25 protein-coding genes are annotated in these 23,642 nt (G+C 63.7%); 7 read left to right on the top strand and 18 right to left on the bottom strand.

What is annotated here, in order from left to right:
* Nucleotides 1-89: 89 nt before the first annotated feature.
* Together M1D78_RS14295 and M1D78_RS14290 are read left to right on the top strand one after the other, a co-directional pair.
* Nucleotides 90-773 carry a heavy metal response regulator transcription factor gene (locus M1D78_RS14295; protein WP_437420655.1) on the top strand — a complete coding sequence of 228 codons (684 nt, stop codon included), beginning with the start codon at nucleotides 90-92 and terminating at the stop codon, nucleotides 771-773.
* On the top strand, nucleotides 770-2,128 hold the full coding sequence (locus M1D78_RS14290) for a heavy metal sensor histidine kinase (protein WP_437420654.1): 1,359 nt from the start codon (nucleotides 770-772) through the stop codon (nucleotides 2,126-2,128). The genes M1D78_RS14295 and M1D78_RS14290 overlap by 4 nt, the downstream gene beginning before the upstream one ends.
* Before the next feature lie 9 nt (nucleotides 2,129-2,137).
* Here M1D78_RS14290 and M1D78_RS14285 read toward each other — a convergent pair whose 3' ends face one another.
* From M1D78_RS14285 to plsB, 4 genes are all read right to left on the bottom strand, one after another.
* Nucleotides 2,138-2,590, bottom strand: a complete 453-nt coding sequence (locus M1D78_RS14285) for a DUF305 domain-containing protein (RefSeq protein ID WP_437420653.1) — start codon at nucleotides 2,588-2,590, stop codon at nucleotides 2,138-2,140.
* A 206-nt stretch (nucleotides 2,591-2,796) separates the two neighbouring features.
* Nucleotides 2,797-3,414, bottom strand: coding sequence for a PAQR family membrane homeostasis protein TrhA (gene trhA / locus M1D78_RS14280; RefSeq protein WP_437420652.1), 618 nt, complete (start codon nucleotides 3,412-3,414; stop codon nucleotides 2,797-2,799).
* A 16-nt stretch (nucleotides 3,415-3,430) separates the two neighbouring features.
* The gene (locus tag M1D78_RS14275; RefSeq protein ID WP_437420651.1) at nucleotides 3,431-4,117 is read right to left on the bottom strand and encodes a DUF4197 domain-containing protein; all 687 of its coding nucleotides are present in this window, start codon (nucleotides 4,115-4,117) and stop codon (nucleotides 3,431-3,433) included.
* Between the two features lie 215 nt (nucleotides 4,118-4,332).
* Entirely contained in the window at nucleotides 4,333-6,825 is a 2,493-nt protein-coding gene (gene plsB, locus M1D78_RS14270) for a glycerol-3-phosphate 1-O-acyltransferase PlsB (RefSeq protein ID WP_437420650.1), read from the bottom strand.
* A gap of 555 nt (nucleotides 6,826-7,380) precedes the next feature.
* On the opposite strand from plsB, the gene M1D78_RS14265 reads away from it, so the two are divergent.
* Nucleotides 7,381-7,590 carry a cold-shock protein gene (locus M1D78_RS14265; RefSeq protein WP_437420649.1) on the top strand — a complete coding sequence of 70 codons (210 nt, stop codon included), beginning with the start codon at nucleotides 7,381-7,383 and terminating at the stop codon, nucleotides 7,588-7,590.
* Nucleotides 7,591-7,670: 80 nt separating this feature from the next.
* On the opposite strand, the gene M1D78_RS14260 is transcribed toward M1D78_RS14265, so the two are convergent.
* From M1D78_RS14260 to M1D78_RS14245, 4 genes are all read right to left on the bottom strand, one after another.
* The gene (locus tag M1D78_RS14260) at nucleotides 7,671-8,042 is read right to left on the bottom strand and encodes a hypothetical protein (protein ID WP_437420648.1); all 372 of its coding nucleotides are present in this window, start codon (nucleotides 8,040-8,042) and stop codon (nucleotides 7,671-7,673) included.
* A 20-nt stretch (nucleotides 8,043-8,062) separates the two neighbouring features.
* The gene (locus tag M1D78_RS14255; protein WP_437420647.1) at nucleotides 8,063-8,872 is read right to left on the bottom strand and encodes a putative RNA methyltransferase; all 810 of its coding nucleotides are present in this window, start codon (nucleotides 8,870-8,872) and stop codon (nucleotides 8,063-8,065) included.
* Entirely contained in the window at nucleotides 8,866-10,014 is a 1,149-nt protein-coding gene (dapE, locus tag M1D78_RS14250; protein WP_437420646.1) for a succinyl-diaminopimelate desuccinylase, read from the bottom strand. The genes M1D78_RS14255 and dapE overlap by 7 nt, the downstream gene beginning before the upstream one ends.
* 107 nt (nucleotides 10,015-10,121) lie before the next feature.
* Complete coding sequence (locus M1D78_RS14245) at nucleotides 10,122-12,719, bottom strand: glycosyltransferase (protein WP_437420645.1); 2,598 nt, start codon at nucleotides 12,717-12,719, stop codon at nucleotides 10,122-10,124.
* Between the two features lie 161 nt (nucleotides 12,720-12,880).
* On the opposite strand from M1D78_RS14245, the gene tcdA reads away from it, so the two are divergent.
* A complete protein-coding gene (gene tcdA, locus M1D78_RS14240; protein ID WP_437420644.1) occupies nucleotides 12,881-13,687 on the top strand; it encodes a tRNA cyclic N6-threonylcarbamoyladenosine(37) synthase TcdA in 807 nt (268 codons plus the stop codon).
* Nucleotide 13,688: 1 nt separating this feature from the next.
* On the opposite strand, the gene M1D78_RS14235 is transcribed toward tcdA, so the two are convergent.
* The 5 genes from M1D78_RS14235 to M1D78_RS14215 form a co-directional block, all read right to left on the bottom strand.
* Nucleotides 13,689-14,102: a SufE family protein gene (locus tag M1D78_RS14235; RefSeq protein WP_437420643.1), complete on the bottom strand. Its 414-nt coding sequence runs from the start codon at nucleotides 14,100-14,102 to the stop codon at nucleotides 13,689-13,691.
* On the bottom strand, nucleotides 14,099-15,304 hold the full coding sequence (locus M1D78_RS14230; RefSeq protein ID WP_437420642.1) for an aminotransferase class V-fold PLP-dependent enzyme: 1,206 nt from the start codon (nucleotides 15,302-15,304) through the stop codon (nucleotides 14,099-14,101). Before M1D78_RS14230 ends, M1D78_RS14235 begins: the two co-directional genes overlap by 4 nt.
* Before the next feature lie 101 nt (nucleotides 15,305-15,405).
* Nucleotides 15,406-16,440 carry a 2,3,4,5-tetrahydropyridine-2,6-dicarboxylate N-succinyltransferase gene (dapD, locus tag M1D78_RS14225; RefSeq protein WP_437420641.1) on the bottom strand — a complete coding sequence of 345 codons (1,035 nt, stop codon included), beginning with the start codon at nucleotides 16,438-16,440 and terminating at the stop codon, nucleotides 15,406-15,408.
* Between the two features lie 41 nt (nucleotides 16,441-16,481).
* Nucleotides 16,482-16,853 (bottom strand): ArsC family reductase, encoded by a 372-nt coding sequence (locus M1D78_RS14220; RefSeq protein WP_437420640.1) that lies wholly within the window; start codon nucleotides 16,851-16,853, stop codon nucleotides 16,482-16,484.
* Between the two features lie 82 nt (nucleotides 16,854-16,935).
* A complete protein-coding gene (locus M1D78_RS14215) occupies nucleotides 16,936-17,262 on the bottom strand; it encodes a thioredoxin family protein (protein ID WP_437420639.1) in 327 nt (108 codons plus the stop codon).
* A gap of 135 nt (nucleotides 17,263-17,397) precedes the next feature.
* On the opposite strand from M1D78_RS14215, the gene M1D78_RS14210 reads away from it, so the two are divergent.
* Nucleotides 17,398-17,643, top strand: a complete 246-nt coding sequence (locus M1D78_RS14210; protein WP_437420638.1) for a hypothetical protein — start codon at nucleotides 17,398-17,400, stop codon at nucleotides 17,641-17,643.
* A 12-nt stretch (nucleotides 17,644-17,655) separates the two neighbouring features.
* The gene (locus M1D78_RS14205) at nucleotides 17,656-17,805 is read left to right on the top strand and encodes a hypothetical protein (RefSeq protein ID WP_437420637.1); all 150 of its coding nucleotides are present in this window, start codon (nucleotides 17,656-17,658) and stop codon (nucleotides 17,803-17,805) included.
* Nucleotides 17,806-17,838: 33 nt separating this feature from the next.
* On the opposite strand, the gene dapC is transcribed toward M1D78_RS14205, so the two are convergent.
* Genes dapC through purM form a run of 5 tightly spaced genes read right to left on the bottom strand, consistent with a single transcriptional unit; the run spans nucleotide 17,839 to nucleotide 22,221 of the window.
* Nucleotides 17,839-19,035, bottom strand: coding sequence for a succinyldiaminopimelate transaminase (gene dapC, locus M1D78_RS14200; protein ID WP_437420636.1), 1,197 nt, complete (start codon nucleotides 19,033-19,035; stop codon nucleotides 17,839-17,841).
* A 47-nt stretch (nucleotides 19,036-19,082) separates the two neighbouring features.
* Nucleotides 19,083-19,739, bottom strand: a complete 657-nt coding sequence (locus tag M1D78_RS14195; RefSeq protein WP_437420635.1) for a COG3650 family protein — start codon at nucleotides 19,737-19,739, stop codon at nucleotides 19,083-19,085.
* Between the two features lie 57 nt (nucleotides 19,740-19,796).
* Complete coding sequence (locus M1D78_RS14190; RefSeq protein ID WP_437420634.1) at nucleotides 19,797-20,507, bottom strand: DUF3108 domain-containing protein; 711 nt, start codon at nucleotides 20,505-20,507, stop codon at nucleotides 19,797-19,799.
* An 8-nt stretch (nucleotides 20,508-20,515) separates the two neighbouring features.
* Nucleotides 20,516-21,163 (bottom strand): phosphoribosylglycinamide formyltransferase, encoded by a 648-nt coding sequence (gene purN / locus M1D78_RS14185; RefSeq protein WP_437420633.1) that lies wholly within the window; start codon nucleotides 21,161-21,163, stop codon nucleotides 20,516-20,518.
* Nucleotides 21,163-22,221, bottom strand: a complete 1,059-nt coding sequence (gene purM, locus M1D78_RS14180) for a phosphoribosylformylglycinamidine cyclo-ligase (RefSeq protein ID WP_437420632.1) — start codon at nucleotides 22,219-22,221, stop codon at nucleotides 21,163-21,165. The genes purN and purM overlap by 1 nt, the downstream gene beginning before the upstream one ends.
* Nucleotides 22,222-22,532: 311 nt before the next feature.
* On the opposite strand from purM, the gene M1D78_RS14175 reads away from it, so the two are divergent.
* Entirely contained in the window at nucleotides 22,533-23,639 is a 1,107-nt protein-coding gene (locus M1D78_RS14175; RefSeq protein ID WP_437420631.1) for a DUF2066 domain-containing protein, read from the top strand.
* Nucleotides 23,640-23,642 lie beyond the last annotated feature (3 nt).

Below are 23,642 nucleotides of genomic sequence, written 5' to 3'. Positions count from 1 at the left end.
AGCTGAGCGGAAGATTACTTTTCTGTCAGTTTGTGGTTCGCCGATCCTGATCGCGGCACACTTCGGGCCTGGGCAGGGAGGACGATGCGATGAAACTGCTGGTCGCCGAAGACGAGCCGAAAACCGGGATGTACCTGCAGCAAGGCTTGAGCGAAGCCGGGTTTACCGTCGACCGTGTCACCAGTGGCACCGACGCGCTGCAGCTGGTGCTGAGCACGCCGTATGACCTGCTGATACTCGATGTGATGATGCCGGGCCTCGACGGCTGGGAAGTGCTGCGCCTGCTGCGCGCAGCCGGACATGAGTTGCCCGTGCTGTTTCTCACTGCGCGTGACCGTGTGGAAGATCGCGTGCGCGGCCTCGAACTTGGCGCGGACGATTATCTGGTCAAGCCCTTTGCCTTCTCCGAACTGTTGGCACGCGTGCGCACCTTGCTCCGGCGCGGCAACGCTGCCGCCTTGCAGACGCAGTTGAAAATCGCCGATCTGGAGGTCGACCTGCTCAAGCGCCGTGCCATCCGCGCCGGCCAGCGCATCGACCTGACGGCCAAGGAGTTTGCTTTGCTGGAGCTCTTGTTGCGCCGTCGCGGCGAGGTACTGCCCAAGTCGCTGATCGCCTCCCAAGTCTGGGACATGAATTTTGACAGCGACACCAACGTCATCGAGGTCGCGATCCGCCGGCTGCGCGCAAAGATCGATGACGGCTTCGAGCCAAAGCTGATCCACACCGCACGTGGCATGGGCTATCTGCTCGATGACCCGGATGCGGCATGAAGCGGCTGTCGCTTACGGCTCGGCTCAGCCTGATGTTCATGCTGGCGGTGTCCGGCGTGCTGGGCGCGGCGGGCGTCTTTTTCCAGCAGTTGAGCCAGCACCACTTCGACGAACTCGACCGGCAGACGCTTGAAGAAAAGGTCCAGGCCAGCCGCGAAATGCTGCACTCGCTGGACGATCTGGCCGGGTTCGACCGACTGCGCCCGCAACTGCAGGCCTTGCTTGGCGGCCATAGCGACCTGGCGGTGCGCATTCTCGATGCCGATGGCCAGGTGCGCTTTGCGGCCGGAGGTGACGCGGTTTCTGCCAGCGGCCACGGGCACGGCGCGGCGGCGACTGACGATGCGAGCCGGGTCTGGCGCCGTCGGGCCGCGGTGGTCGAGGTGGCAGGCCAGCCGGTGCGTATCGAACTGGCGCTGGACGTCACCACGCACCGGCTGTTCTTCCATACCCTGATGGGCTGGCTGTGGACGGCGCTCGCGATCAGTGCGCTGCTCAGTGGCCTGCTCGGATGGTTGCTGGCGCGACGCGGCCTGCGCCCGCTGCAGGAGGTCACCCAGGTGGCGGCCTCGGTATCGGCCAAGTCGTTGACCGAGCGCATCCCCGCTGAGTCGGCCCCTGCGGAGCTGCAACCCCTGGTTCAAGCCTTCAACGCGATGCTGGCGCGCCTGGAAGATGCCTTCGTCCGGCTCTCGAATTTTTCAGCGGATATCGCTCATGAGTTGCGCACGCCTCTGTCCAACCTGATGACCCACACCGAAGTCGTGCTGACCCGCGCCCGCAGCGCTGACGACTACCAGGACAATCTGCATTCGAACCTTGAAGAACTCCGGCGGATGGCTCGCATGATCGACGACATGCTGTTTCTCGCCAAAGCCGACAACGGGTTGATCATTCCACAGGCCCGCCCAGTCGATCTCGGGAGGCTGTGCGAACAGCTGATCGAGTTCTATCAGATGACTGCAGACGACCGTGGCGTACAGATACGGCTGTCCGGTGCGGCAACCATTCAGGGGGACGCGGGAATGTTGCACCGGGCGCTGTCGAACCTGCTGTCCAACGCGCTGCGCTACACGCCAGACGGCGGGGTGATCCGTGTCGTCATCGAGGCGAAAAGCGCTGGCGTGGCGCTGAGTATCGGCAACCCGGGGGCAACCATCGCGGCGCAGCACATCCCGCGGTTGTTCGATCGCTTCTACCGGGTAGACCCAGCACGCCGGGAAGGCGGCCCGAACAACGCCGGGCTGGGGCTGGCGATCACGCGCTCGATCATCGAGGCGCACCGCGGAGAGATCAGATGCGACAGCCAGGACGGATGGACCGAGTTCAGCCTGCTGTTCCGTCCCGGCGCTTGAAGATCGGCCTCAATTCTTGCCTTCGAGCTCCTCGATCAGCTGCTTCATTTCGGCGATTTCCTCGCGCTGGGTCTGGATGATCCCGTCGGCCAGTTCACGCACGCGAGGGTCGCGGATGGTGGCGCGTTCGCTGGTCATGATGGCGATCGAGTGGTGTGGAATCATCGCCTTCATATAGGACACCTGGTCGACCGTTTGCTGGCTGCGCACCAGCCAGAGCGCGCCGGCAAAAACCACTGCGCTGCCCAGGAAGATGCCAAGGTTCACGCCGCGTTTTTGATACATGCCGAGCATGAAGGCCAGCATGACGATAGCCATGCTCGCACCCATGACCACGGCCATGTAGGCGCGCGTTTCGCTGAAGAAGATGTGGTCCAGGGCGTAGGTGTTCAGGTACATCAGGCCGAACATGACCAGCGTGGAGGTGGCGATCATCGCGCCGAAGCGGGCGTAGTTGTTCATCGTTCATCCTCGTTGTCGGTTGGTAACAAAACATTGCGTGCCTTGTTTTAAACCTGACCAGGATGATCCTCGGTCGTTCCCCGCCTGCGCGCCAGTAACGGCGCGGCTTTTGCTGTCAGCGAGCTTACGAAAATGTCAGCTTTTATCGGTCCGGTGGAGGTGGCCGACTCTCCCCGGATCATGCACCCGGCTCATGATCGTAATGGCTAAACCACATAGCGCAGGATGGTCACGAAGTGCAGCAGGCTGCCGGCGATGACGAACAGATGCCAGATGCCGTGCCAGTGGCGAAAACGCTGGTCATAGGCGAAGAAAAGTATCCCGGCGGTGTACGCCACGCCACCGCTGACCAGCCAGGCGACGCCGGATGTGCCGAGCGCGGCGAGTAGCGGCTTGACTGCGACGATGACGATCCACCCCATCACCGCGTAAATGACGATCGACAGCACCCGCGCTTCAGAGCGCGGCTTGATCTCTTGCAACATGCCGACCACGGCAAGCGTCCAGACGCCACCGAACAGCCACCAGCCCCAACTACCGCGCAGGGTGACGAGACAGAAGGGCGTGTAGCTGCCGGCGATCAGCAGGTAGATCGACAGGTGGTCGAGCTTCTGCATGACCACCTTCGCCCGGCCGCGCACGCTGTGATAGAGCGTGGATGTGCTGTAAAGCAGCACCAGTGTGAAGCCGTAGATCGCCATGCTGACGATCTTGGTCGGGTCACCGTCCTGCGCCGCGAGAACCAGTAGCCAGACCGTTCCGATCAAGGCCAGCACGCCTCCGGCCAGATGCGTCCAGGCGTTGAATTTCTCTCCGTGGTACATCCCGACTCGGAACCTCTCAGTTACCCATGAGCGCGCCGAAGACCTTTTTCGCCATGTTGGTGGCGGCCTGTGCAGGGTTCTGGCGAATGCTGGCTTCCTGCTCGGCAATCACAGTGAACAGCCCGTCCAGCGCTTGCTCGGTGACGTAACCTTCGACGCTGCTGTAGCGCGGGTCCACCGCGCCGAGCCCCGAGGCGTTGCTCGCGAGCGCGTTGTACTGCTGGGCCACACCGACCTTGTCGGTGGCCTGCTTGATGATTGGCAGGAACTTGGCGCGGATTTGCTCGCGGCTGGTGCGGTTCAGGTACTGCGTTGCCGAGTCGTCGCCGCCCGCCAGGATGGCCTTGGCATCGGATACGGTCATCTTGCTCACCGCGTCGAGCAGCAGCGCCTGCGCCTGCGGCACGGCGGCCTCGGCGGCTTTGTTCATACCGGTCTCGAGTTCCTCGACCTGCGCGCCCATACCCATCATCTTGAGCATGCGCGAAGCCTTGCCGATGTTGCCCGGTAGCTCGATGCGCACGGCCGGGTCGTTACTGAACCCGCCCGGCCGGCCGAGCTGCTGTACCGCGACCTTAGTGCCCTGGCTCAAGGCATCTTTCAAGGCCTTGGACGCATCGCCCTGACTGAGTTCGGAGAGGGAAAGGGCGAAGCTGCTGGCGGACATCAGCAGGGCGGCGATGAGCGTTGAGAAGCGAAGCATGGGGATACCTTTGGAAGTGGGCGTTTGGGTAAGCGACGGCAAGCGCCGCGCACGATGCTAAAGGATTTATGCGGCGCTTCGCATGCTCGTAGACCTTAGCGGCTTGACGTGTCGCCACTTTCTGCCGCCGTCTGGCCAGCGTGATTTGGCCCAGCCAGCGCCGTGGTGTTCATCAAAGCAGCTCAGAGTCGAACCGCCTCGATGGCGTTCGGCGGCTAAGCAACTGGTGCAGTGTCGGTCTCGTCATGATGAGGTTCCAGCGCCACCTGACGGATCGACAACCGGATCTCGGCGGGGAGTACGCGTTTGGCGACGCCCTCGGCCAATTCGCCGAGCTTCTCGTGATAGCCGAGCTTGCCATTGGCGTCCTGGCGCAGCACGTCCTGTTCCAGCAGTGTTTTGATGAAGTGGCGGAACAGGCTCTTGTCGAAAAACTCCGGGGCATTCAATCCATGAAGGATCGACAGGCGCTGTGCCATGACCGTACAGAGCGTTTCCAGCTCCTCGGCGTTGAGGCTGTGCTGACCGCTGTTCAGCAACAACGAGATGGCCATGTAGAAGCGTTGCAGTGTCTGCACGATCGCCCGCGCCAGCAGCGTCAACAATACGAACTGGCGTGAGCTTGGCGCCGGCCGGGTGTAGACGTCACCGTCGACCTTGAGCAGGCCTTGTTCGACAAAGGCGTAGAGCCACTGATCGACCACTGAACCCAGCTCTTCGAGTTCCCAGCGAATGAACAGCTCGGCACGCAGATAGGGATACAGCGCCTCCGTGTAGCTCAGAATCTGCTCGCGGCTGATGCGCGAACTGCTCTGGAAGAAGCTCGCAAGCAGCGCCGGCAGGGCAAAGATGTGCATGACATTGTTGCGGTAGTAAGTCATCAGGACGGCATTCTGCTCGTCCAGGTAGAGAATGTTGCCGAGCGCGTCTTTCTGTTCGGCCAGCAGGTCCAGGTCTTTGACGTAGCTGATCAGCGCTTCGCCGTTGCCTTCCGGCAGGGTGGTATGCGGCGAGTAGGGCACGGCGCGCAGTAGGTTCTGGTAGAGGTCGAGGATGCGCGCCAGCGCGCGCCGGTCGAGCGCCTGGCGGCTGGTCGAGAGCATCGCCAGGGCCATGAGGTTAACCGGATTGACCGCCGCCGCCTCGTTGAGGCGCTGAGCGATGCGTTCGGCCAGCCGGTTGGTCGTTTCGTTGAGCCACTCCGGGCGGAAGCTGGGAGCCAGGTTCTGCTGGCGCCATCCCGGTTGTTCCTGTTCGAGGAACTCGTTGAGCTTCAGCGGCTCGCCGAAGTTGACCCAGACCTGTCCGAAACGCTGCTTCAGCGCGCCGATCACTTTGAAAATGTCGAAGATCGATTCTTTCTTCTTCGCTGCACCCCGCAGTTCGCCCAGGTAGGTGCGCCCCTCCAGCACGCGTTCGTAACCGATGTAGACGGGCACGAACAATATCGGCAGCCGCGACGAGCGCAGGTAGCTGCGCAGCGTGATCGCGAGCATGCCGGTCTTCGGTTGCAGCATGCGGCCGGTGCGCGAACGGCCGCCCTCGACGAAGTACTCGACCGGAAAACCGCGGCTGAACAGGGTGTGCAGGTATTCGTTGAACACCGAGGTGTAAAGCGGGTTGCCCTTGAACGAGCGCCGCATGAAAAAGGCGCCGCCGCGGCGCAGCAGGCTGCCGATCACCGGCATGTTGAGGTTGATTCCGGCGGCGATGTGCGGAGGCGTCAAACCGTTGCGAAACAGCAGGTAGGACAGCAGCAGGTAGTCGATATGGCTGCGATGGCAGGGCACATAGATCACCTCGTGACCTTGAACCGCGTCCTGCAGCGGTTCCAGGTGATTGACCCGGATGCCGTCATAAATCTTGTTCCAGAACCACGACAGGACCACTTCGAGGAAACGCACCGCGGTGTAGGCGTAGTCCGATGCGATTTCATTGCCGTAGCGAAGCGCACGCGCCTCGGCCTTTTCTATCGAAATGCCCTCGCGCTCGGCTTCGTCGCGGATGGCTTGGCGGACCTGGGGCGCATGCACCAGACCCTTCACCAGGTTTCGCCGGTGCGACAGGTCTGGCCCGATCACGGCTGTTTTCTGGTGACGGAAATGCACCCGCAGCATGCGATGGGCCATGCGCAGGGTCCGCTCGTGTCCCTTGTTTTGGGCGACCAGCTCGTTGAGCTGGATGGGCGTGGAAAACTGCACACGCGTCTTGCGTCCGAGCATCAGGATGCTGAGCAGCTTGCGCAGCCGCCCGGTAACGGCCCAGCTGTCGGCGAACAGCAATTTCCAGGCGCTGGTTTCGCGATCCGGGGAGCGACCCCAGAAGACGCTGACCGGGATGATCTGGGCGTTGTTCACCGCGTTCTGTTCCAGCGCGCCGACCAGGCGGATCAGCGGCTCAGGCGTGACGGTGCGCGAGCGTGTGCCGAACCAGCTGGCCGCCGGGTTGAGAAACATAAAGGCGGCGGGTTCAAGGTGATTGCCGACCGCGACTTCGCTCACCGGACGCGGCAGGCCCGCCTTGGTGCATTCATGGTCGAGTACCGCGAGATCACTCAATGAGGCGCGCTGCAGGACATAGAACACCGGCTGGCTGCGGTCCAGCTTGAGGGTGAAAGCGGACTGGTTGATGGTCTCCGAGCGCACCCACAGGTACAGGAGGCGGCGCACGACGGAAAAGATCAAACGGCGGATCGGCGAACGGGTCATACAGGGGCTTCGCTCTGCAAGGGATCAGGCCCTCGAAGGGCGCAAGTGTGCCGCAAGCCCGGCACGGGCAAAAGGGCTTGTACCCGCCGATGACAGAGTGATCTGCCGTCGAGGGTAGGTTCGGCACAGGCAGCCGCAGCGCGGCGCGTGTGGGTTGGGTCGGCCGAACCCTATGGCGCGCAAGCATCTTATCCCGCGGCTGTAGATGGAGGCCCTGAACCAGCCGGCCGCCAGGCATGTCTCGAGGCGATGATGACCATGAGTAAGCTCGGCATTGCAACCATCGAGGCGGCATATCAGGGCGCGGCGCGATAGCGGGTCGCGACGGGTGATCCGCCGATGCGGCAAGCGGCTGGATGCCAATTAAGTCGCCTGGCCAGCCGGCCAAAAAAAACTCGGAGACGAGAATTTTTCCTGTTTATACTCAGCCGGCATCAGGCCTGAAACACGGCTGTCATCGCTGCTCCGGTACATTGCCAGGCAGGCCGGGACAGCTCGGGCCTGAACGATCACGCCCCGTGCGGGGAATAATAAGAAGCGAGTTGGAGAAGTAGGATGGCTGAGCGCGAAACCGGAACCGTCAAGTGGTTCAACGATGCCAAGGGTTATGGATTCATCCAGCGGGGGAGTGGCCCGGATGTGTTTGTGCACTACCAGGCGATTCGTGGCCAAGGCCACCGCTCTCTGGCTGAAGGTCAGCAGGTGGAGTTCTCGGTGATTCAAGGCCAGAAAGGCCTGCAGGCCGAGGATGTCGCCGGGCTCTGAACCCGCGCTGGAAAGAAGGCCCGTCGATGCACTGCACGACGGGCCTTTTTCATGCCTGTGGTTGTGGCTGCTCCACCCGCTCAGCCGGTGCGCCAGATGATCTCGCGCTCACCCTCTTCACTAACGCAGACCCAACGGTCGGCGTCATCCTCGGCTTCGTCCTCGCTCCACCCGCCAGGTGCGCAGCGTATCTCGACGCCCAGCGCCTGATGCGCAGCATGGGCACAGGCGACGTCGTCGGCCCAGGGCGTCGCGTCGCTCTCCAGCAACAGGCAATGCCATTTTCCAACGGCGTTGGGCAGCCAGGTGACGGGTATCTCGCCGGCGCGGCACTTGAAGGTCTGGCCGCGCGGCTGCCAGGCCGAGCAGGGCCCCAGGGCGCTGGTCAGCCAGTCGTTGACCGCCTGCTGGCTGGCGTCCCTGAGGTAAATCTCGATATCGGGTTGGCGCATGGGCGATTGCCTTGTGTGAGTTAGCGCGGCTCGCGCTGAATCCAGTCGTAACGTATCGCAACCCGGACTTCCAACGGCGCATCGACCACCGCGGCGCGGCGTTCGGCGCTGGCTCGCCAGCCATGTGGCGTCATCGCCAGCAGGTCGGCGCGGGCCTGGGGATCGTCGAGCCGCATCCGGTAGGTCAGCGTCTCGCTGTGGGCGAGGCGCATGCCTTCAGGAATCAGCGACAGGTGCTTCTCGTCATCGTAATCACGTATTTCGTCATACAGCAGCTCGCGCAGTTCCCACAGGTGTTCTCGAGTCGGGCCCATGCGCAGCAGCCCGCCACCGGGCGCGAGCAGTCGCCGCGCCTCGTGCCAGTCCAGCGGGCTGAACACGCTGGCGAGCAGGTCGCAGCTCGAATCAGTCAACGGTACGCGCGCCATGCTTGCGACCAGCCACTCCAGTTGCGGCGCGCGTTTGCAAGCGCGCTTGACGGCTTCCCGGGATATGTCGAGCGCATAGCCTTCGGCCTCGGGCAGCGCCCCGGCGAGCTGTGCGGTGTAGTAGCCCTCACCGCAGCCAATATCGAGCCATCGCGCGGGAGACTGCTGGGCAGCCAGTTCAGCCAGCCGTGCCGCCAGTGGCGCGTAATGGCCGGCCTCGAGGAAGCGCCGCCGCGCCTCGACCATGGCCTGGTTATCGCCCGGGTCGCGGCTGTTTTTGTGTTGAACGGGCAGCAGGTTGAGATAGCCCTGGCGGGCGCGGTCGAACCGGTGGTTGGCCGGGCAGGCCACACCGTTTTCAACGGCGCCGAGCGGCGCCTGGCAGAGCGGGCAAGTCAGCATGCGAGCAGGTTGACCAGGGTCTGGTAGTAGATGTCGGTGAGCAGGTCGAGGTCGCTGGCCAGCACATGTTCGTCAACCTGGTGAATGGTGGCATTGACCGGGCCGAGTTCGACGACCTGCGTGCCCAGGGTGGCGATGAAGCGGCCATCCGACGTGCCTCCGCTGGTTGAAGCTTGCGTTTCGCGGCCGGTCACGCTGCGGATAGCGCGGGCGACACCATCCAGCAGCTCGCCGGGCTCGGTCAGGAACGGCAGGCCCGACAGGGCCCAATCGACGCTCCAGTCCAGGCCGTGCTTGTCGAGGATGGCGGCGGTGCGCTGCTTGAGCCCATCCACGGTCGACTCGGTGGAAAAACGGAAGTTGAACACCGCCTCGAGCGTACCGGGAATGACGTTCGTCGCGCCGGTGCCAGCGTTTAGGTTTGAAATCTGGAAGCTGGTTGGCGGGAAGAACGCATTGCCGTCATCCCAGTGCTCGGCCGCCAGTTCGGCGAGCGCCGGCGCCGCCAGGTGAATGGGGTTCCGCGCCAGGTGCGGATAGGCCACGTGCCCCTGCTGCCCGCGAACCGTGAGCGTGCCTCCGAGTGAGCCGCGCCGGCCGTTCTTGACTATATCTCCGACCAGCGCCGTGCTCGATGGCTCGCCAACGATGCACCAGTCCAGCCGCTGGCCGCGCGCGCGCAAGCGTTCCACGACGGCTTTGGTGCCGTGATGCGCCGGGCCTTCTTCGTCGCTGGTGATGAGAAATGCAATCTGGCCCTTGTGGTCCGGGTGGCTGGCGGTGAAGCGTTCGACCGCTACGATCATGGCTGCCAGGCTGCCCTTCATGTCCGCCGCGCCACGCCCACGCAGCATGCCGGCTTCGTCGATGCGGGCGGTGAATGGAGGCGTCTGCCAGGCCTGCTCGGGGCCGGTCGGCACCACGTCGGTATGCCCGGCAAAGCAGAGCACTGGACCTTCGCTGCCGCGAATCGCCCAGAAATTGTCGACGTCCTCGATCCGCATTGGCTCAACCTGAAAGCCGCACGCGGCTAGGCGCGCGCCCATCAATTGTTGGCAGCCCTCATCCACCGGTGTCACCGAAGGCCGATTGATCAGCTCGCAGGCCAATTCGAGAGTAGGGGTGAGGGCAGCGGCGGTCATCACGGCTCCGGACAGGGAAGGGGAAAGGCCGCAATTCTAAAGCAAATCATCCGGCGACGGCTTTTGCGATGTGAGCCGGCTCCGCCTGGGCGGCGGAGCCGGCTGGATCACTGCATCCCGGCGGGTTCGCCCAGCGCCTCGGCACTCGGCTTTGGCAGCGAAGACAGCAGCGCCATGATCAACGCTGCGAGGTAGGGCAGCGACTGAACCAGCAAGACGACGACCCAGAAGGTTACGTCCAGACCGGGCTGCTTTTGCGAGAGGCAAATGCCAAGCGCGGCGCCCCACAGCAGGATCATCACGAAGGCTTCCTCGCGCGCTTCGGCCAGTGCGACCAGTAGGCCATGGCTGCTACGCAGCTTGGGCGTGCGGAAGAAGGGAATGCTGCGTGTCACCAACCCGAACAGCACGGCCTTGGCAATGGTGTGCGACAAGGCAAGGCCCGCCACGGCGGCGGACATCGCGTCGCGCATGTTCACGCCCACGGCCCGACGGTAGAGGAACAGGATCTTGCCAAGCTTGAACACGAACAGCGCCAGCGGCGGTAGTGCGAAGATCAGCAGCGGTGGGTCGACCCGGTTGGGCACGATGATCATCGCCGCGGACCAGAGCAGTGCGCCAAGCGTGAAGAACACGTTGAGCCCATCGGCCACCCAGGGCAACCAGCCGGCGAGGAAGTGATAGCGCTGGCCGCGGGTCAGGTCGCTGCCGCGGCCCAGCAGCAGACTGGCCAGGTGATGTTTGCAGATCTGCATGGCGCCGTAGGCCCAGCGGAACCGCTGCTTTTTAAAGTCGATGAAGGTGTCGGGCATCAGGCCCTTGCCGAAGCTGTGCTCCGAGTAGGCGGCCGATAGGCCTTTCTGGAACACCCGCAGGCCCAGTTCGGCGTCTTCGGTGATGCACCACTCGGCCCACTTCAGTTCATCCAGTACGGACTTGCGCGTCATGGTCATGGTGCCGTGCTGGATGATCGCGTCGCGGTCGTTGCGCGTCACCATGCCAATGTGGAAGAAGCCCTTGTATTCGGCGTAGCAGAGTTTCTTGAACAGTGACTCGTGCTCGTCGCGGTAGTCCTGTGGGGATTGCACCACAGCGATCCGCGGATCGGCGAAGTGCGGCACCATCTGCTTCAGCCAGTTGGGGCTGACGCAGTAGTCCGAGTCGATGACGGCGATGATCTCGGCGTCTGGACTGGTGTGCTGCATCGCGTAGTTCAGCGCGCCGCCCTTGAAACCGGCCAGCGGCGCGACGTGGAAGAAGCGGAATCGCGCGCCGAGCACCTCGCAGTGAGCTTGCACGGGTTCCCAGATCGCCGGGTCCCGGGTGTTGTTGTCGATCACCAGCACTTCGAAGTGCGCGTAATCCAGGCGGGCCAGCGCATTGAGCGTCTGCTTCACCATCTCAGGCGGTTCGTTGTAGCAGGGCACGTGCACAGAGACCATCGGGCGGTAGCTGCTATCCGCCGTCACCGGCAGGAACGGGCGTACGCGTTGCCGTTTCCAGACGGTCTCGGCGAGCTCGTGTGCTTCGGTGAGCAGCACGATCATCACACCGAGCGCACCGAGCGCCAGCAGCACGCCAACGGTAATGCCGAACCAGGTGCTGTATTGCTGGCTGAAGTCATAGGCAATCCAGACCAGCATCGTGGCCACGACAAAGGCGACCATCGTCAGGAAGGTTCGGCCACGCTGGCGCAGCGCGCTGCCGTCGATCAGCAATAGGGCCAGGGCCAGCAGGGCCAGAACCCCAGATGCGCTGGCCAGCAGATGCCATTGAGGAATTTCCACGACCGGGCCGGTCAGCGGGAACTTGGGCTGGCGCTCGGCGTTGAACACCCCCCAATAGGCGCCCACCGCGCCTTCTTCACCCGCTTTCCAAGGCTGATCGAAAGCCTCGATAACGAAATAAGCGTAGCCGTTGGCGTTGAGCGCATTGACCAGTTCGCGCAGGTACAAAGCTTGCTCGGCCTGGTCCGCGACGGCGCCGCCACGGGTACGGCCGTTGCTCGGCCAGCCCACTTCCGCCAGCAGCAGCGGTTTTTTCGGGAAGGCTTTCTTCAGCTCACGCGCGCGGTCGAGCACGAAGGTGACCGAGTCCTCGCGCGGCACGAATTCCCAGTAGGGCAGCACGTGGGCCGCCACCAGATCGACGTGCTTGGCTAGCTCCGGGTACTTCTCCCAGATGTGCCACTGCTCGGCCGTCGTGACCGGCACCTTCAAGGCCGAGCGGACACGGTCCAGGTAGCCGATCATCTGCTCGACCGTGACTTCCTCTCGGAACAGCGCTTCGTTGCCGACAATGACGCGGATTACGCTGCGCTCGCGCTTGGCGATCTCGATACCGCGCGCGATCTGTGCCTCGTTGGCCGCGAGGTCGTTGCTCAGCCAGATCCCGAGCGTCACACGCAGCCCCGCTTCCTGCGCCAGGCGCGGGATTTCACCGAGCACATCGTCCACCGAATAGGTGCGGATGTTGTCGGTCTGGCTCGTCAGGAGTTCAAGATCGGCGCGGATCTCGTCTTCGCTGGGGTAGGTGCCATCCTGCGGGTCTTGCTGCAGGCGGAACGGCGAAAAGGAATAGCCGGCGATCTGGTCGGGCCAGTCGGGTGCTTCCTGCGGTTGGTTGAACCAGGCCCAGAGGCCGGTAAACAGCGAAGCCACGGCCACGACCATGACTAGGTTGAGACCCATTTTGCGAGCTGACATCGGTGCGAAGGTTCCAGGAGGAGGAACAGCGGGAAGTCCGGCGAACGCCGGCTGGCGCGCATCCTACTCTCGGCCCGAATGCCTGTACAGTGGGCGGCCGAGCTGTTTTTGCAGCGCCCTGCACACCTATAATCGGCGCTGTTTTCAGCGGGGGTATCGAGATGCCAATCGACGATCAGCGTTTCGGCGGCATTGCCCGCCTGTACGGCTCCGAAGGGCTCGAACGACTGGCTGCGGCGCATGTCGCGGTGGTCGGCATCGGCGGGGTCGGATCGTGGGCGGCGGAGGCGCTGGCGCGTAGCGGTGTCGGGGAAATCAGCCTGTTCGACCTCGATGACGTGTGCATCACCAACACCAACCGTCAGGTGCATGCGCTTGACGGCGCGGTAGGCAAACCAAAGGTGGATGAGATGGCGGCGCGGATACGGGCGATCAACCCGAAGTGCGTCGTGCACGCCATCGCTGACTTCGTCACCCGAGACACCATGGCCGAGTACATCACCGAGCAACTCGACTGCGTCATCGACTGCATCGACAGCGTGCCGGCGAAGGCGGCGCTGATCGCCTGGTGCAAACGCCGCAAAATCCAGATCATTGCTACCGGCGGTGCCGGCGGCCAGGTCGACCCGACGCAAATCCAGGTCACTGATCTGAACAAGACATTTAACGATCCACTCGCGGCCAAGGTCCGCTCCTTGCTGCGGCGGGAGTACAACTTTTCGCGCACTCCTGGCCGCACCTATAGCGTGCCCTGCGTTTTTTCGACCGAGCAGCTGCGCTATCCGAAGCCCGACGGTGGCGTCTGCCAGAGCAAGAGCTTCGTCGGCGAGGGGGTCAAGTTGGACTGTACCGGTGGTTTCGGCGCGGCGATGATGGTTACGGCCAGCTTTGGCTTGGTGGCTGCTGCTCGAGCGGTGGATAAGCTGGTCGCGGGGGCGCGTCGCCCAGCCGAGCGCGCGAAGGGCTAGCTCAGCCTTGCGCCGCCAACGCGCGCATACGCGCAATGACTGCATTCATTCCGTTGGCGCGAGACGGTGACAGCTGTCGCGACAAGCCCAGTTGGCCAAACCACTCGGCCGCGTCCAGTGCTTGCAATTCGTTGGTGTTCAAGCCGTTGACCCTTACCAGCAATGCAGCGAGCAGGCCGCGTAGGAGCCGCGCCTCGCTGGTCCCGCGGAATCGCCAGCCATTCTCGTGGCGCTCGCCTGCCAGCCAGAGCCGGCTCTCGCAGCCGGCCACGAGGTGCGCGTCGTCTCGCTCATCGTCGGCCAGCGGCTCGAGATGGTCGCCTAGCTGCATCAGCAGCCGTGCGCGCTGCTCCCAGCCCGCCGCTTGTTCGAAGCGTTGCAGCGTTTGGGCCGCAGCGGGGGGCAGCTCGCTCATCGCAGCATCTCCAAAGCCTGGTCCAATGCGCCGAAGAATCGCTCGAGGTCGGTGCCATCGTTATAGAGCCCGAGGGAAACACGGATGGCCCCTTCGATGCCCAGGCTTTTCAGCAGCGGTTGCGCGCAATGCGTGCCGCTGCGAATGGCAATGCCTTGTTCGGTGAGCAAGTGCGCGAGGTCGCTATGGTGAATCCCGTCGACAGTGAAACTGGCCAGGGCAATGCGTGGCTCGCCTAGCAGACGGACCCCGTCGCGGACCGCGAGCCCGGCGAGCAGCTTCATGTGCAGCGCCTGTTCGTGGCCGCTGACCAGCGCCTCGTTGAGCCGGGACAGGTAGTCCAACGTGGCGCCCAGGCCGATCACGCCGCCGATCGGTGGGGTGCCGGCCTCGAAACCCAGCGGGGCGCTGTGAAAGTCGGCGCTGTGGAAGTCGGCGATACGGACCATTTCGCCGCCGAATTGCCAGTGCTTGAGCTTGAGCAGCGATTCGCCGCGGCCATAGAGCGCGCCAACACCCTCCGGGCCGTACAGCTTGTGGCTTGAAAGCACGTAGAAGTCGCAGTCCAGGGCCTGCATGTCATGGCGCCCGTGCACGACGCCTTGCGCACCGTCGACGATGCTGAGCGCGCCTTGTTTCCGGGCCAGGGGTAGCAGCTCAGCCAGGGGCTGCCAGGCGCCCAGAACGTTGGACAGCTGGCTTACCGCTAGCAGGCGAGTCCGCGGGCCGATCAGTTCTGCCGCGGCGCTTAGGTCGATCAGCCCGCGGGCATCGAGCGGCAGGACCACTAGCTTGGCTTCACGGCGCCGCGCTAGTTGCTGCCAGGGCAGCAGGTTGGCGTGATGCTCGAGCGCACTAACGACGATCTCGTCACCCGGTTCGATCAGATGTTCGAGACCGTAGGCGAGCAGGTTCAAGGCCTCGGTAGCGCCACGGGTGAAGACGATCTCAGTCGGGCAGGCAGCGTTCAGCCAGTGCGCGACCTTGATTCGTGCGTCTTCGAAGGCTCGGGTGGCGCGCTCGGCGGGCTGGTGCTGGGCACGGTGCACGTTGGCGGTGCCGCAGGTGTAATAGCCGGTGAGGGCATCGATCAGCGCCTGCGGCTTCTGGGAGGTTGCGGCACTGTCGAGATAGGTCTGGCCCTGGGTTTCGAGTACGGCCAGGGCAGGGAAGTCGGCACGCCAGGGGGAGACAAGCGACATTGTTTTCGTCCTTTGGCTCTGTGCCCCGAAGCGGCCGGAGGCGGGACGGGCTAACGCCCATGCGTCCAGCTGGCCTCCAGCGCTTCGATCGGTCTTTCTGCTTAGTTGTGCGCGTGCAGCGCCTCGTTCAGCTCGATTGCGGACTTGTGCGTCTTGCACTCGACCGCGCCGGTCTGGGAATTGCGGCGGAACAGCAGGTCGCTCTGGCCAGCCAATTCGCGTGCTTTGACGACTTTGACCAGCTCACCTTGCTCATCGAGCAGGTTGACCTTGGTGCCAGCGGTGACATACAGGCCGGATTCGACGGTGTTGCGGTCGCCCAGCGGAATGCCGATGCCGGCGTTGGCGCCGATCAGGCAGCCTTCGCCGACCGAGATCACGATGTTGCCGCCGCCAGACAGGGTGCCCATGGTCGAGCAGCCGCCGCCGAGGTCCGAGCCTTTGCCGACGAAAACGCCCGCCGAAACGCGACCTTCGATCATGCCCGGGCCTTCGGTGCCGGCGTTGAAGTTGATGAAACCCTCGTGCATTACGGTGGTGCCTTCTCCCACGTATGCGCCCAGGCGAATCCGTGCGCTGTCGGCGATGCGTACGCCGGCGGGGACAACGTAGTCCGTCATCTTCGGAAACTTGTCGACCGAGACGACTTCCAGCAGGTAACCCTTCAGGCGGGCTTCGAGCTGACGCTCCGCGAGCTCGGCCAGGTCAACGGCGCCCTGGTTGGTCCAGGCGACGTTTGGCAGCAGCGGGAAGATGCCGGCCAGGCTCACGCCGTGCGGCTTGACCAGGCGATGAGAAATCAGGTGCAGCTTGAGGTAGGCCTCGGGTGTGGAGGTCAGCGCGCTGTCGTCGGCCAGCAGCGTCGCCACCAGCGGGCGTTGGCTTTCGGCCAGGCGGGTCAGCAGGGCGTGCTGGACGGGATCGATCGACTTCAGCGCGTCGGCCAGCTGCGCGGCCTGCGCAGTGGTGATCGTTATCGCCTGATTGCCGCCCTCGTAGCCGAGCAGTGGGGCGACGGCGTCAACCAGCTCTCCGGCTGGTTTCAGCAGCGGTTGTGCGTAGAAGACTTCCAGCCAGTTGCCCTGGCGGTTCTGGGTGCCGACGCCGAACGCCAGGCTGAAAAGGGAGGTGCTCATGGGAAATCCTTATGTCATCGCGCTCGCGGGCGAGCGGGTGTTTAGTGCTTGGCCGCGACTTCGGCGGCGTAGATGTCAGGCTTGAAACCAACCAGCGTCCTGTCACCGAGATCGAGCACCGGGCGCTTGATCATCGACGGCTGGGCCAGCATCAGCTCGATCGCCTTGGCCTGGTCAAGATCGGCCTTCTGCGCGTCGTCCAGCTTGCGGAACGTGGTGCCGGCACGGTTGAGGAGGGTCTGCCAGCCGTGCTCGTCGCACCAGGCCTGCAGATGGGCGCGGTCGATGCCGGCGCTCTTGTAATCATGGAACTGGTACTCCAGTCCGTGCGCATCGAGCCAGGTGCGGGCCTTTTTCATGGTGTCGCACGCCTTGATGCCGTACAGGCACAACGCATTTTTCGAATCAGGCATAACTGGGCTCCGTCTACTCCGGCCAGGCTGGGCCGCGGATTATGCCATGCCAGGACGAAGCCTGCCGCCCGTAAGCGGGTGGCTATCCAGTCCTGTCCGAGTTGAGCAGGGCCTCGATGGGTTGCTCGCTGGTAGGGCGCACTACGCGGCCTAGTTCCTCACCCTGGCGCATCAGAATCAACGTCGGCCACAGCTTGACCCGAAAGGATCGGCCAAGCGCGCGACCCGGGCCGTCCTCGATCTTGAGGTGACGCAGGTCATGTTCGGACAGCGCGCGCGCCAAGGGTGCCTGGGCTGCTCGGCAATGCCCGCACCAGTCGGTGCCGAATTCGAGCAGGGTGAGTCCGTCCAAGGCATCGACCTCCGCGCGTGTCGGGGCGCTGGCGCTGTAATGCTCGGTCATCTGCATAGCGTGGATCTCCTCTGGCTGTCCTCGATTGAGTCGCTGGCGCGACGACGGTTCAGCGAATGCAACGCGGCCGCGGCGATCATTTGCCCGTCTCGCGTTGTCCACAAGAGACCATCGCTACGACGAGGAGTCTCCATGGCACGCAAGCATTTTGAACACTACGAAGCGATTTCGTCGGCGGTTCCCGTCGAGGAGGCCTTCGAGGCGGTCATTGCAGTGAAACGACGCGGCAGCGACGAAAACACGCAGGTTTTCCGGGTTGCCAACGGGCGTCGCTACGACCTCGCTTCAGAGGCCGATGTCGCAGCCGAGGCGGCGCTGACCAAGGTGCGCGAGGTTAGCGACACCGGGGAGCTGATCTGGGAAGAACATGCGATTTGACGGAGGTGCAGAATGAACGAATCCGAGCGCAAGCCTGAGAGGCCGCCGCGGGACACGCGGGATAACACCAACCAGGCGGACATTCCGGAACACATGAAGCCTGAGAATCTGGAAAAACTACGCGACTACGGCAAGGACATGATCCCGCCCGGCGTGGCCTGATGCAGCCGGTCGCATGTGCGGCCGGCCGTTGTTTCAACGCGTTTCGATGAATGCGCGGATGCGTTGTGCCGCTTCGATGCATTCGCCCAGTGGTGCAACGAGCGCCATCCGTACGCGCCCGGCACCCGGGTTGAAGCCATCAACCTCCCGTGACAGGTAAGAACCCGGCACGACAGTGACGTGCTCGCTGGCGAACAGTTCGCGGGTGAAACGCGCATCGTCCATCGGCGTTTTCGGCCACAGATAGAAGCCGCCGTCTGGGCGCTGCACGTCCATGACCGGCGCGAGGATATCGAGCACCGCATCGAATTTTTCACGATACAGCTCGCGGTTGGCCTGCACATGCGCTTCATCGTTCCACGCGGCGATGCTGGCCAGTTGAGTCTGCACCGGCATCGCACAGCCGTGATAGGTGCGGTAGAGCAGGAACGCCTTGAGGATTTCGGCGTCTCCGGCGACGAACCCTGAGCGCAGCCCTGGGAGGTTCGATCGCTTGGAGAGGCTGTGGAAGACCACGCAGCGACGGAAATCGTCTCGGCCCAGCGCCGCGCAAGCCGTGAGCAGGCCGGCTGGGGGGTTCGCCTCGTCGAAGTACAGCTCGCTGTAACACTCGTCGGCCGCAATCACGAAGTCATGTTCGTCGGCCAGCGCGATCAGACGCTTGAGCGTTTCCAGCGGGACGAGCGCGCCGGTTGGATTGCCCGGCGAGCAGAGGAAAAGGATTTGCGTCCGCTGCCAGACGTCCGCCGGCACCGCATCGAAGTCGGGGTTGAAACCGTTCGATTCGGTGCAGGGCAGGTAATGCGGCGTCGCCCCGGCCAGCAGCGCCGCGCCTTCGTAGATCTGATAGAAGGGGTTTGGGCTCAAGACCAGTGCACCCGGCTCCCGGTTGACCACGGCCTGGGTGAAGGCGAATAGCGCTTCGCGTGTGCCATTGACGGGCAGCACGTGGCGAGCGGGGTCGAGCGTGCCAGCCGCCACGCCGAAGCGGCGCTCGCACCAGCGGGCAATGGATTCGCGCAGCGCGGGTATCCCAAGGGTGGTGGGGTAGACGGCAAGCTGGTCGAGGTTGTCGGCCAGGGCCTGGGCAACGAACGCCGGTGAACGGTGCTTCGGCTCGCCAATCGAAAGGGAGATTGGACGCTTGTCGGCCGAGGGCGTGGCATCGGCGAGCAATACGCGGAGCTTTTCGAACGGGTAGGGCTGCAGCTGAGTCAGGGCGTCATTCATCGTTAAAGTCTTCGACACGTAGGGAAGCGCCAGGCGCTTCGATAGGGTCAATCGCTGCGAGCGCCGCCGTAATAGGCGCAGCCGCGCAAGGTTTGATCGTCAAGACGTAGCTCGGCGGTGAGGTGGGTCACGGCGCCGCTGGCGCTGTCCACGCACCGTTGCGGCGCGACCCAAAGATCGATGCGCTGCGCATTGGCCTCGCTACTGAAATTGGTCTGCCCGTCCGGTAGCTGTTCCTCGAGGTAGGGCACAGCCATCGGCGCTTCGCCGATGCGGTTCAGAAGCATGCCGGCCTTGGTGATCACCACGTTCCAACCAGGCTCGTTGCCGCTCGCGCGTAGCAGCGTCAGCGGCAGGTCCGGGTCGTTGCAACCGGGGCCTTCAGCCTGCAAACGGTACACGCGGGTGAGCTCGAGCCGGCCAGTGGCTGCGGTGCCGCCAGCGAGGCGCCCGCGCACATCGGCGAATACCGGCTGGCCGGCGGGCAACGCGACCACGTCGTCAGGGAGGCCGGTTTTGCCGCTGTCGACCAGCTCGAGCGTGCGTTGAGGCATGCAGGTGGTGAGCAGCAACTGCCCGTCCACCTGTTCGACGGTGCCACGCAGGCGTTCGGTCGGCGCCGTCGGCTGGTCGCCGGAGAGTGTCTGGCAGCCGGCGAAAAGTGGAAGCAGGGCGAACAGAAACGCGCGGCACTGTGCTGTCATTGAAAGGTCCGGCAGTGAATGGAAGGAGCCGCGCCGACGTAGCGGCGCGGCTATGAATCAATTGCCCTTGACGGTACGGCCGTCCACGGTGCCTTCCTGCAGCATGATCTGATATTCCTTGCCGTCCTTTTCGATCTGATGGAGGCGAACCAGCAGGAAATCCCAATCCTTGGCGAACCAGAGGATGGTTTGGCGCTTGCTCTGGGTCGGATCGCGGACACGCTCCACCTTGATTGCGTCGACCCGGCCGGCCTTGGTGCTGACTGCTTCCTCACCGAGCACGCGGAAATCATAGGTCTCGACTTCGTCGCCATCGACGACTTGGTAGCTCATGCTTTTTTCGCCAGCAGCCACGGCATGCTGAAGCGCTATCTGGTAGGTGGATTTGTCGAGCAGGCCGGTATTGAGCGGGAGCTCGACCGCATCGCCGCGGTCTTCGCCGATCACTTTCTTGGCCTGCCAGTCGAAGTCGTGCTTGATGGTCTTGCCTTTGCCCAATCCGCTGCGCTTGAGGCGATAGCTTTGCGGGACGAAACGGTCTCCCTCGACCTTGAAAGTACTGCGCTCGTTGAAGCTGGCCACCAGCATGGACGCTTCGAAATCGAGCCGCCAGGTATCGTTATCGACCTTCTCGAGGCTTCGCTCGGCAGTGCCGCTGACAGGGACCTGTTTCCAATCGGCGGTGTAGCTGGCCGAGAAGGGCTTGAGCTCCAATGCCTGGACTGGCAGGGCCAGGACGGCGAGGGCGAGCAACAAGGCGCGACGCATAAAGTCTCCTAGATTCGTACGAGGTGGCCGCTGGGTGGCAGCAAGCTGCCGTCAAGCATCGCGCCTTGGTCGGCGAGGCGCAAGCGGCTTTCAGCGAACCAGCGGACGGCCAGCGGATAGATGATGTGTTCAGCGGCATGGACGCGCGCCGTCAAGGTATCGAGCGTGTCGCCAGGCAGGATCGCAAGCTGTGCCTGGAGCGCGACGGGGCCGCCGTCAAGCTCTTCGGTAACGAAGTGCACGCTGCAGCCGTGTTCCGTATCCCCCGCCTCGATCGCGCGGCGATGCGTGTCCAGTCCTTTATATCTCGGGAGCAGCGACGGGTGGATGTTCAGTAGTCGGCCCTGGTAGTGACGGACGAATCCGGCCGTCAGGATACGCATGAACCCGGCAAGCACCACCAGGTCGGGTTGGTGCTCGTCGATGATCGCCATCAGCGCGGCATCGAAGGCTTCGCGGTCGGCGAAATCCTTGTGCCGCACCAGGTGGGTGGGGATGCCCGCCGTTTGGGCGCGTTGCAGACCCAGCGCATCTTCACGGTTGCACACAACCGCGCGGATGCGGGTCGGGTTGCCTGCGCCCAGGCTGTCGATGAGTGCCTGAAGGTTGCTACCCGACCCCGAGATCAACACGACGACATTGCAGGTTGCAGGCATCAGTGGGTTTTCAGATTGTTCAGGACGACACGCTCGGCGCCTTCGCTGGCCGTTGCGATTTGGCCAATGACCCACGGGGCTTCGCCGGCGGCACGCAGGCTGGCGAGGGCCGCCTCGACTTGGTCCTGCGCCACGCAGATCACCATGCCCACGCCGCAGTTCAACACGCGATGCATCTCGTGCTCATCGACGTTGCCCTGCTGCTGCAGCCAGTCGAACACGGCGGGACGCTGCCAGCTGGCGACATCGATAACGGCCTGGCTGCCATCGGGAAGGACACGCGGAATGTTGTCAAGCAGTCCGCCGCCAGTGATATGAGCCATGGCCTTGACTGCACCGGTGCTCTTGATCAGTTGCAGCAGTGGCTTGACGTAGATGCGGGTCGGCGCCATGAGCAAATCAGCCAGCGGCATGCCGCTCAGCTGCACCCGTTCGATGTCGACACCGGCCACTTCAATGATCTTACGAATCAGGGAGTAACCATTGGAGTGCGGGCCGGAAGAGGGCAGCGCGATCAGGGCGTCGCCAGCCTGCACCTTGGAGCCGTCGATGATTTCGCTTTTTTCCACCACGCCGACGCAGAAGCCGGCAAGGTCGTAATCTTCGCCTTCGTACATGCCTGGCATCTCGGCAGTTTCGCCGCCGACCAGTGAGCAGCCCGCCAGTTCGCAGCCAGCACCGATGCCGGTCACGACGGTAGCCGCCACGTCGACATTGAGCTTGCCGGTCGCGTAGTAGTCGAGGAAGAACAGCGGTTCGGCACCACAGACCACCAGGTCGTTTACGCACATAGCGACGAGATCCTGGCCGATGCTGTCGTGTTTGTTCAGATTCAATGCCAAGCGCAGTTTGGTGCCGACACCGTCGGTACCGGAGACCAGTACAGGCTGCTTGTAGCCGGCAGGAATCTCGCACAGGGCGCCAAAGCCGCCCAGACCGCCCATGACTTCGGGACGCGCGGTGCGCTTGGCTACGCCTTTGATGCGTTCGACCAGCGCTTCGCCTGCATCGATGTCGACGCCGGCGTCCTTGTAGCTGATGGAGGGTTGCTTGCTCATAGAATCCGGACCTGTGAAGGGAGTGCGAAGCGACCGGGCCGGAACGAGGCGGCTGCTGGCGCACAGAGTGCCAGGTCCGGTCTGCGGAAAGCGCGCGATTTTATCAGGCTTGCCGCACAGCGGCCATCCCGCAGCGCGCCTGAGCGCCCGGTTGGCCTTCACCCTGAATGCGGTTGCGCAGCGGTTCATGCGCAGAGTTGCCGCGGTTGCTCCGATCCAGAGCGCTGTTTAAGGTAGCGCCTGTTAGCCGTGCCCGGTCTTATCGCTCAGCGATGACGGGCTCCTCATGAACGGTCGCCAGCGAGATTTCCATGCGCCTTGTTTCCTGTCTGATTGCCCTCTGCTGCGCGCTCGTCTCCCTGCCGAGCATCGCGGTTCCGCTTCCCGACCTTTATAAGGTGCGCCAGCCCGTTGCGAGCCAGCAGCCGGCCGAGCGCGAACAGGCGCTTCGTCAGGCCTTCGATACGTTGTTGTTGCGTTTGACGGGTGAAGAGAACGTCGAGCAGGCCTCGATCGACGCCTTGCGTCAGGACCCGCAGCAGTTGATCAGCCGCTACGCCTACGAAGAGGACGCGGTCGTGGTCGATTTCGACCCGCAAACGACCGAGCGTGCGCTGCGTTCGGCCGGGCTCTCTCTCTGGGGAGGCGATCGCCCGAGCATCATGACCTGGTGGTTGACCGAGTCACCATCGGGTGCTCAGTTGGTGGGGGATGCCCAGGACGGTTCCAGGTCGCTCCAAGCGGCGGCTCAGCACCGCGGTTTGCCGTTGCGCCTACCGCTGGCCGACCTTGGTGAGCAACTGGCCGCCACGGCTGAGGTGCTGAAGGCCAACGATCCGCAGGGATTGAGAGACGCGTCTGAGCGTTACGATGCCGACGGGTTGCTCGCCGTGGTCGCCCGCCAATCCGGCGATGGCGAAGCCTGGGAAGCCGATTGGCAATTCTGGCTGGCGGACAAGCGAACTCAGGGCCAGGCCAACGGGAATAGCCGTGAAGCACTGGCCGATCAGGTGATGCTGGCCGTCGGCCGTTTCCTGGCGCCGCACTACCGGGTTGCGCCCGGTGCGACCGAGGAAATCACCTTGCAGATCATGGGCGCCGACGTGGCGCGTTTCGCCGAAATCGATCGGCTGCTCGAACCGTTCGACGGGCGGCTGCAGCGTGTCGAAAGCGACCGGTTGGTATACCGGCTCCGGGCGAGCCCTGAGCAGCTTCGCGCACAGCTCGCGCTGGCGCGTTTGCAGGAGGTTTCGGAAGAAGAATGGCAGGCCGCACAGCCCATCGATGCCCAGGCGCCGCTCACCGAGCCTGACCAGCCAGCGGAGCAGACCGAACAAGGTCAAGAGGTCGAGCAGACACAAACGCCCGAACCTGCGCCGCAAGAGCCTACGGGTACGGTGATGCGTTATCGCTGGTGACAA

This window comes from Pseudomonas sp. SA195 (genome assembly GCF_054131565.1).
This window is presented reverse-complemented; position numbering and strand designations above follow the sequence as displayed.

What these genes read in the sequence shown, in the direction of transcription:
- dapD (WP_437420641.1), bottom strand. Translation starts at nt 16,440, where the DNA reads ATGAGCACCTCCCTTTTCAGCCTGGCGTTCGGCGTCGGCACCCAGAAC.
- plsB (WP_437420650.1), bottom strand. Translation starts at nt 6,825, where the DNA reads ATGACCCGTTCGCCGATCCGCCGTTTGATCTTTTCCGTCGTGCGCCGC.
- trhA (WP_437420652.1), bottom strand. Translation starts at nt 3,414, where the DNA reads ATGTACCACGGAGAGAAATTCAACGCCTGGACGCATCTGGCCGGAGGC.
- tcdA (WP_437420644.1), top strand. Translation starts at nt 12,881, where the DNA reads ATGCCAATCGACGATCAGCGTTTCGGCGGCATTGCCCGCCTGTACGGC.
- M1D78_RS14285 (WP_437420653.1), bottom strand. Translation starts at nt 2,590, where the DNA reads ATGAACAACTACGCCCGCTTCGGCGCGATGATCGCCACCTCCACGCTG.
- M1D78_RS14210 (WP_437420638.1), top strand. Translation starts at nt 17,398, where the DNA reads ATGGCACGCAAGCATTTTGAACACTACGAAGCGATTTCGTCGGCGGTT.
- M1D78_RS14215 (WP_437420639.1), bottom strand. Translation starts at nt 17,262, where the DNA reads ATGCAGATGACCGAGCATTACAGCGCCAGCGCCCCGACACGCGCGGAG.
- M1D78_RS14195 (WP_437420635.1), bottom strand. Translation starts at nt 19,739, where the DNA reads ATGACAGCACAGTGCCGCGCGTTTCTGTTCGCCCTGCTTCCACTTTTC.
- M1D78_RS14205 (WP_437420637.1), top strand. Translation starts at nt 17,656, where the DNA reads ATGAACGAATCCGAGCGCAAGCCTGAGAGGCCGCCGCGGGACACGCGG.
- M1D78_RS14265 (WP_437420649.1), top strand. Translation starts at nt 7,381, where the DNA reads ATGGCTGAGCGCGAAACCGGAACCGTCAAGTGGTTCAACGATGCCAAG.
- M1D78_RS14295 (WP_437420655.1), top strand. Translation starts at nt 90, where the DNA reads ATGAAACTGCTGGTCGCCGAAGACGAGCCGAAAACCGGGATGTACCTG.
- M1D78_RS14290 (WP_437420654.1), top strand. Translation starts at nt 770, where the DNA reads ATGAAGCGGCTGTCGCTTACGGCTCGGCTCAGCCTGATGTTCATGCTG.
- M1D78_RS14220 (WP_437420640.1), bottom strand. Translation starts at nt 16,853, where the DNA reads ATGCCTGATTCGAAAAATGCGTTGTGCCTGTACGGCATCAAGGCGTGC.
- M1D78_RS14245 (WP_437420645.1), bottom strand. Translation starts at nt 12,719, where the DNA reads ATGTCAGCTCGCAAAATGGGTCTCAACCTAGTCATGGTCGTGGCCGTG.
- dapE (WP_437420646.1), bottom strand. Translation starts at nt 10,014, where the DNA reads ATGACCGCCGCTGCCCTCACCCCTACTCTCGAATTGGCCTGCGAGCTG.
- purM (WP_437420632.1), bottom strand. Translation starts at nt 22,221, where the DNA reads ATGAGCAAGCAACCCTCCATCAGCTACAAGGACGCCGGCGTCGACATC.
- M1D78_RS14175 (WP_437420631.1), top strand. Translation starts at nt 22,533, where the DNA reads ATGCGCCTTGTTTCCTGTCTGATTGCCCTCTGCTGCGCGCTCGTCTCC.
- dapC (WP_437420636.1), bottom strand. Translation starts at nt 19,035, where the DNA reads ATGAATGACGCCCTGACTCAGCTGCAGCCCTACCCGTTCGAAAAGCTC.
- M1D78_RS14190 (WP_437420634.1), bottom strand. Translation starts at nt 20,507, where the DNA reads ATGCGTCGCGCCTTGTTGCTCGCCCTCGCCGTCCTGGCCCTGCCAGTC.
- M1D78_RS14260 (WP_437420648.1), bottom strand. Translation starts at nt 8,042, where the DNA reads ATGCGCCAACCCGATATCGAGATTTACCTCAGGGACGCCAGCCAGCAG.
- M1D78_RS14255 (WP_437420647.1), bottom strand. Translation starts at nt 8,872, where the DNA reads ATGCTGACTTGCCCGCTCTGCCAGGCGCCGCTCGGCGCCGTTGAAAAC.
- M1D78_RS14235 (WP_437420643.1), bottom strand. Translation starts at nt 14,102, where the DNA reads ATGAGCGAGCTGCCCCCCGCTGCGGCCCAAACGCTGCAACGCTTCGAA.
- purN (WP_437420633.1), bottom strand. Translation starts at nt 21,163, where the DNA reads ATGCCTGCAACCTGCAATGTCGTCGTGTTGATCTCGGGGTCGGGTAGC.
- M1D78_RS14230 (WP_437420642.1), bottom strand. Translation starts at nt 15,304, where the DNA reads ATGTCGCTTGTCTCCCCCTGGCGTGCCGACTTCCCTGCCCTGGCCGTA.
- M1D78_RS14275 (WP_437420651.1), bottom strand. Translation starts at nt 4,117, where the DNA reads ATGCTTCGCTTCTCAACGCTCATCGCCGCCCTGCTGATGTCCGCCAGC.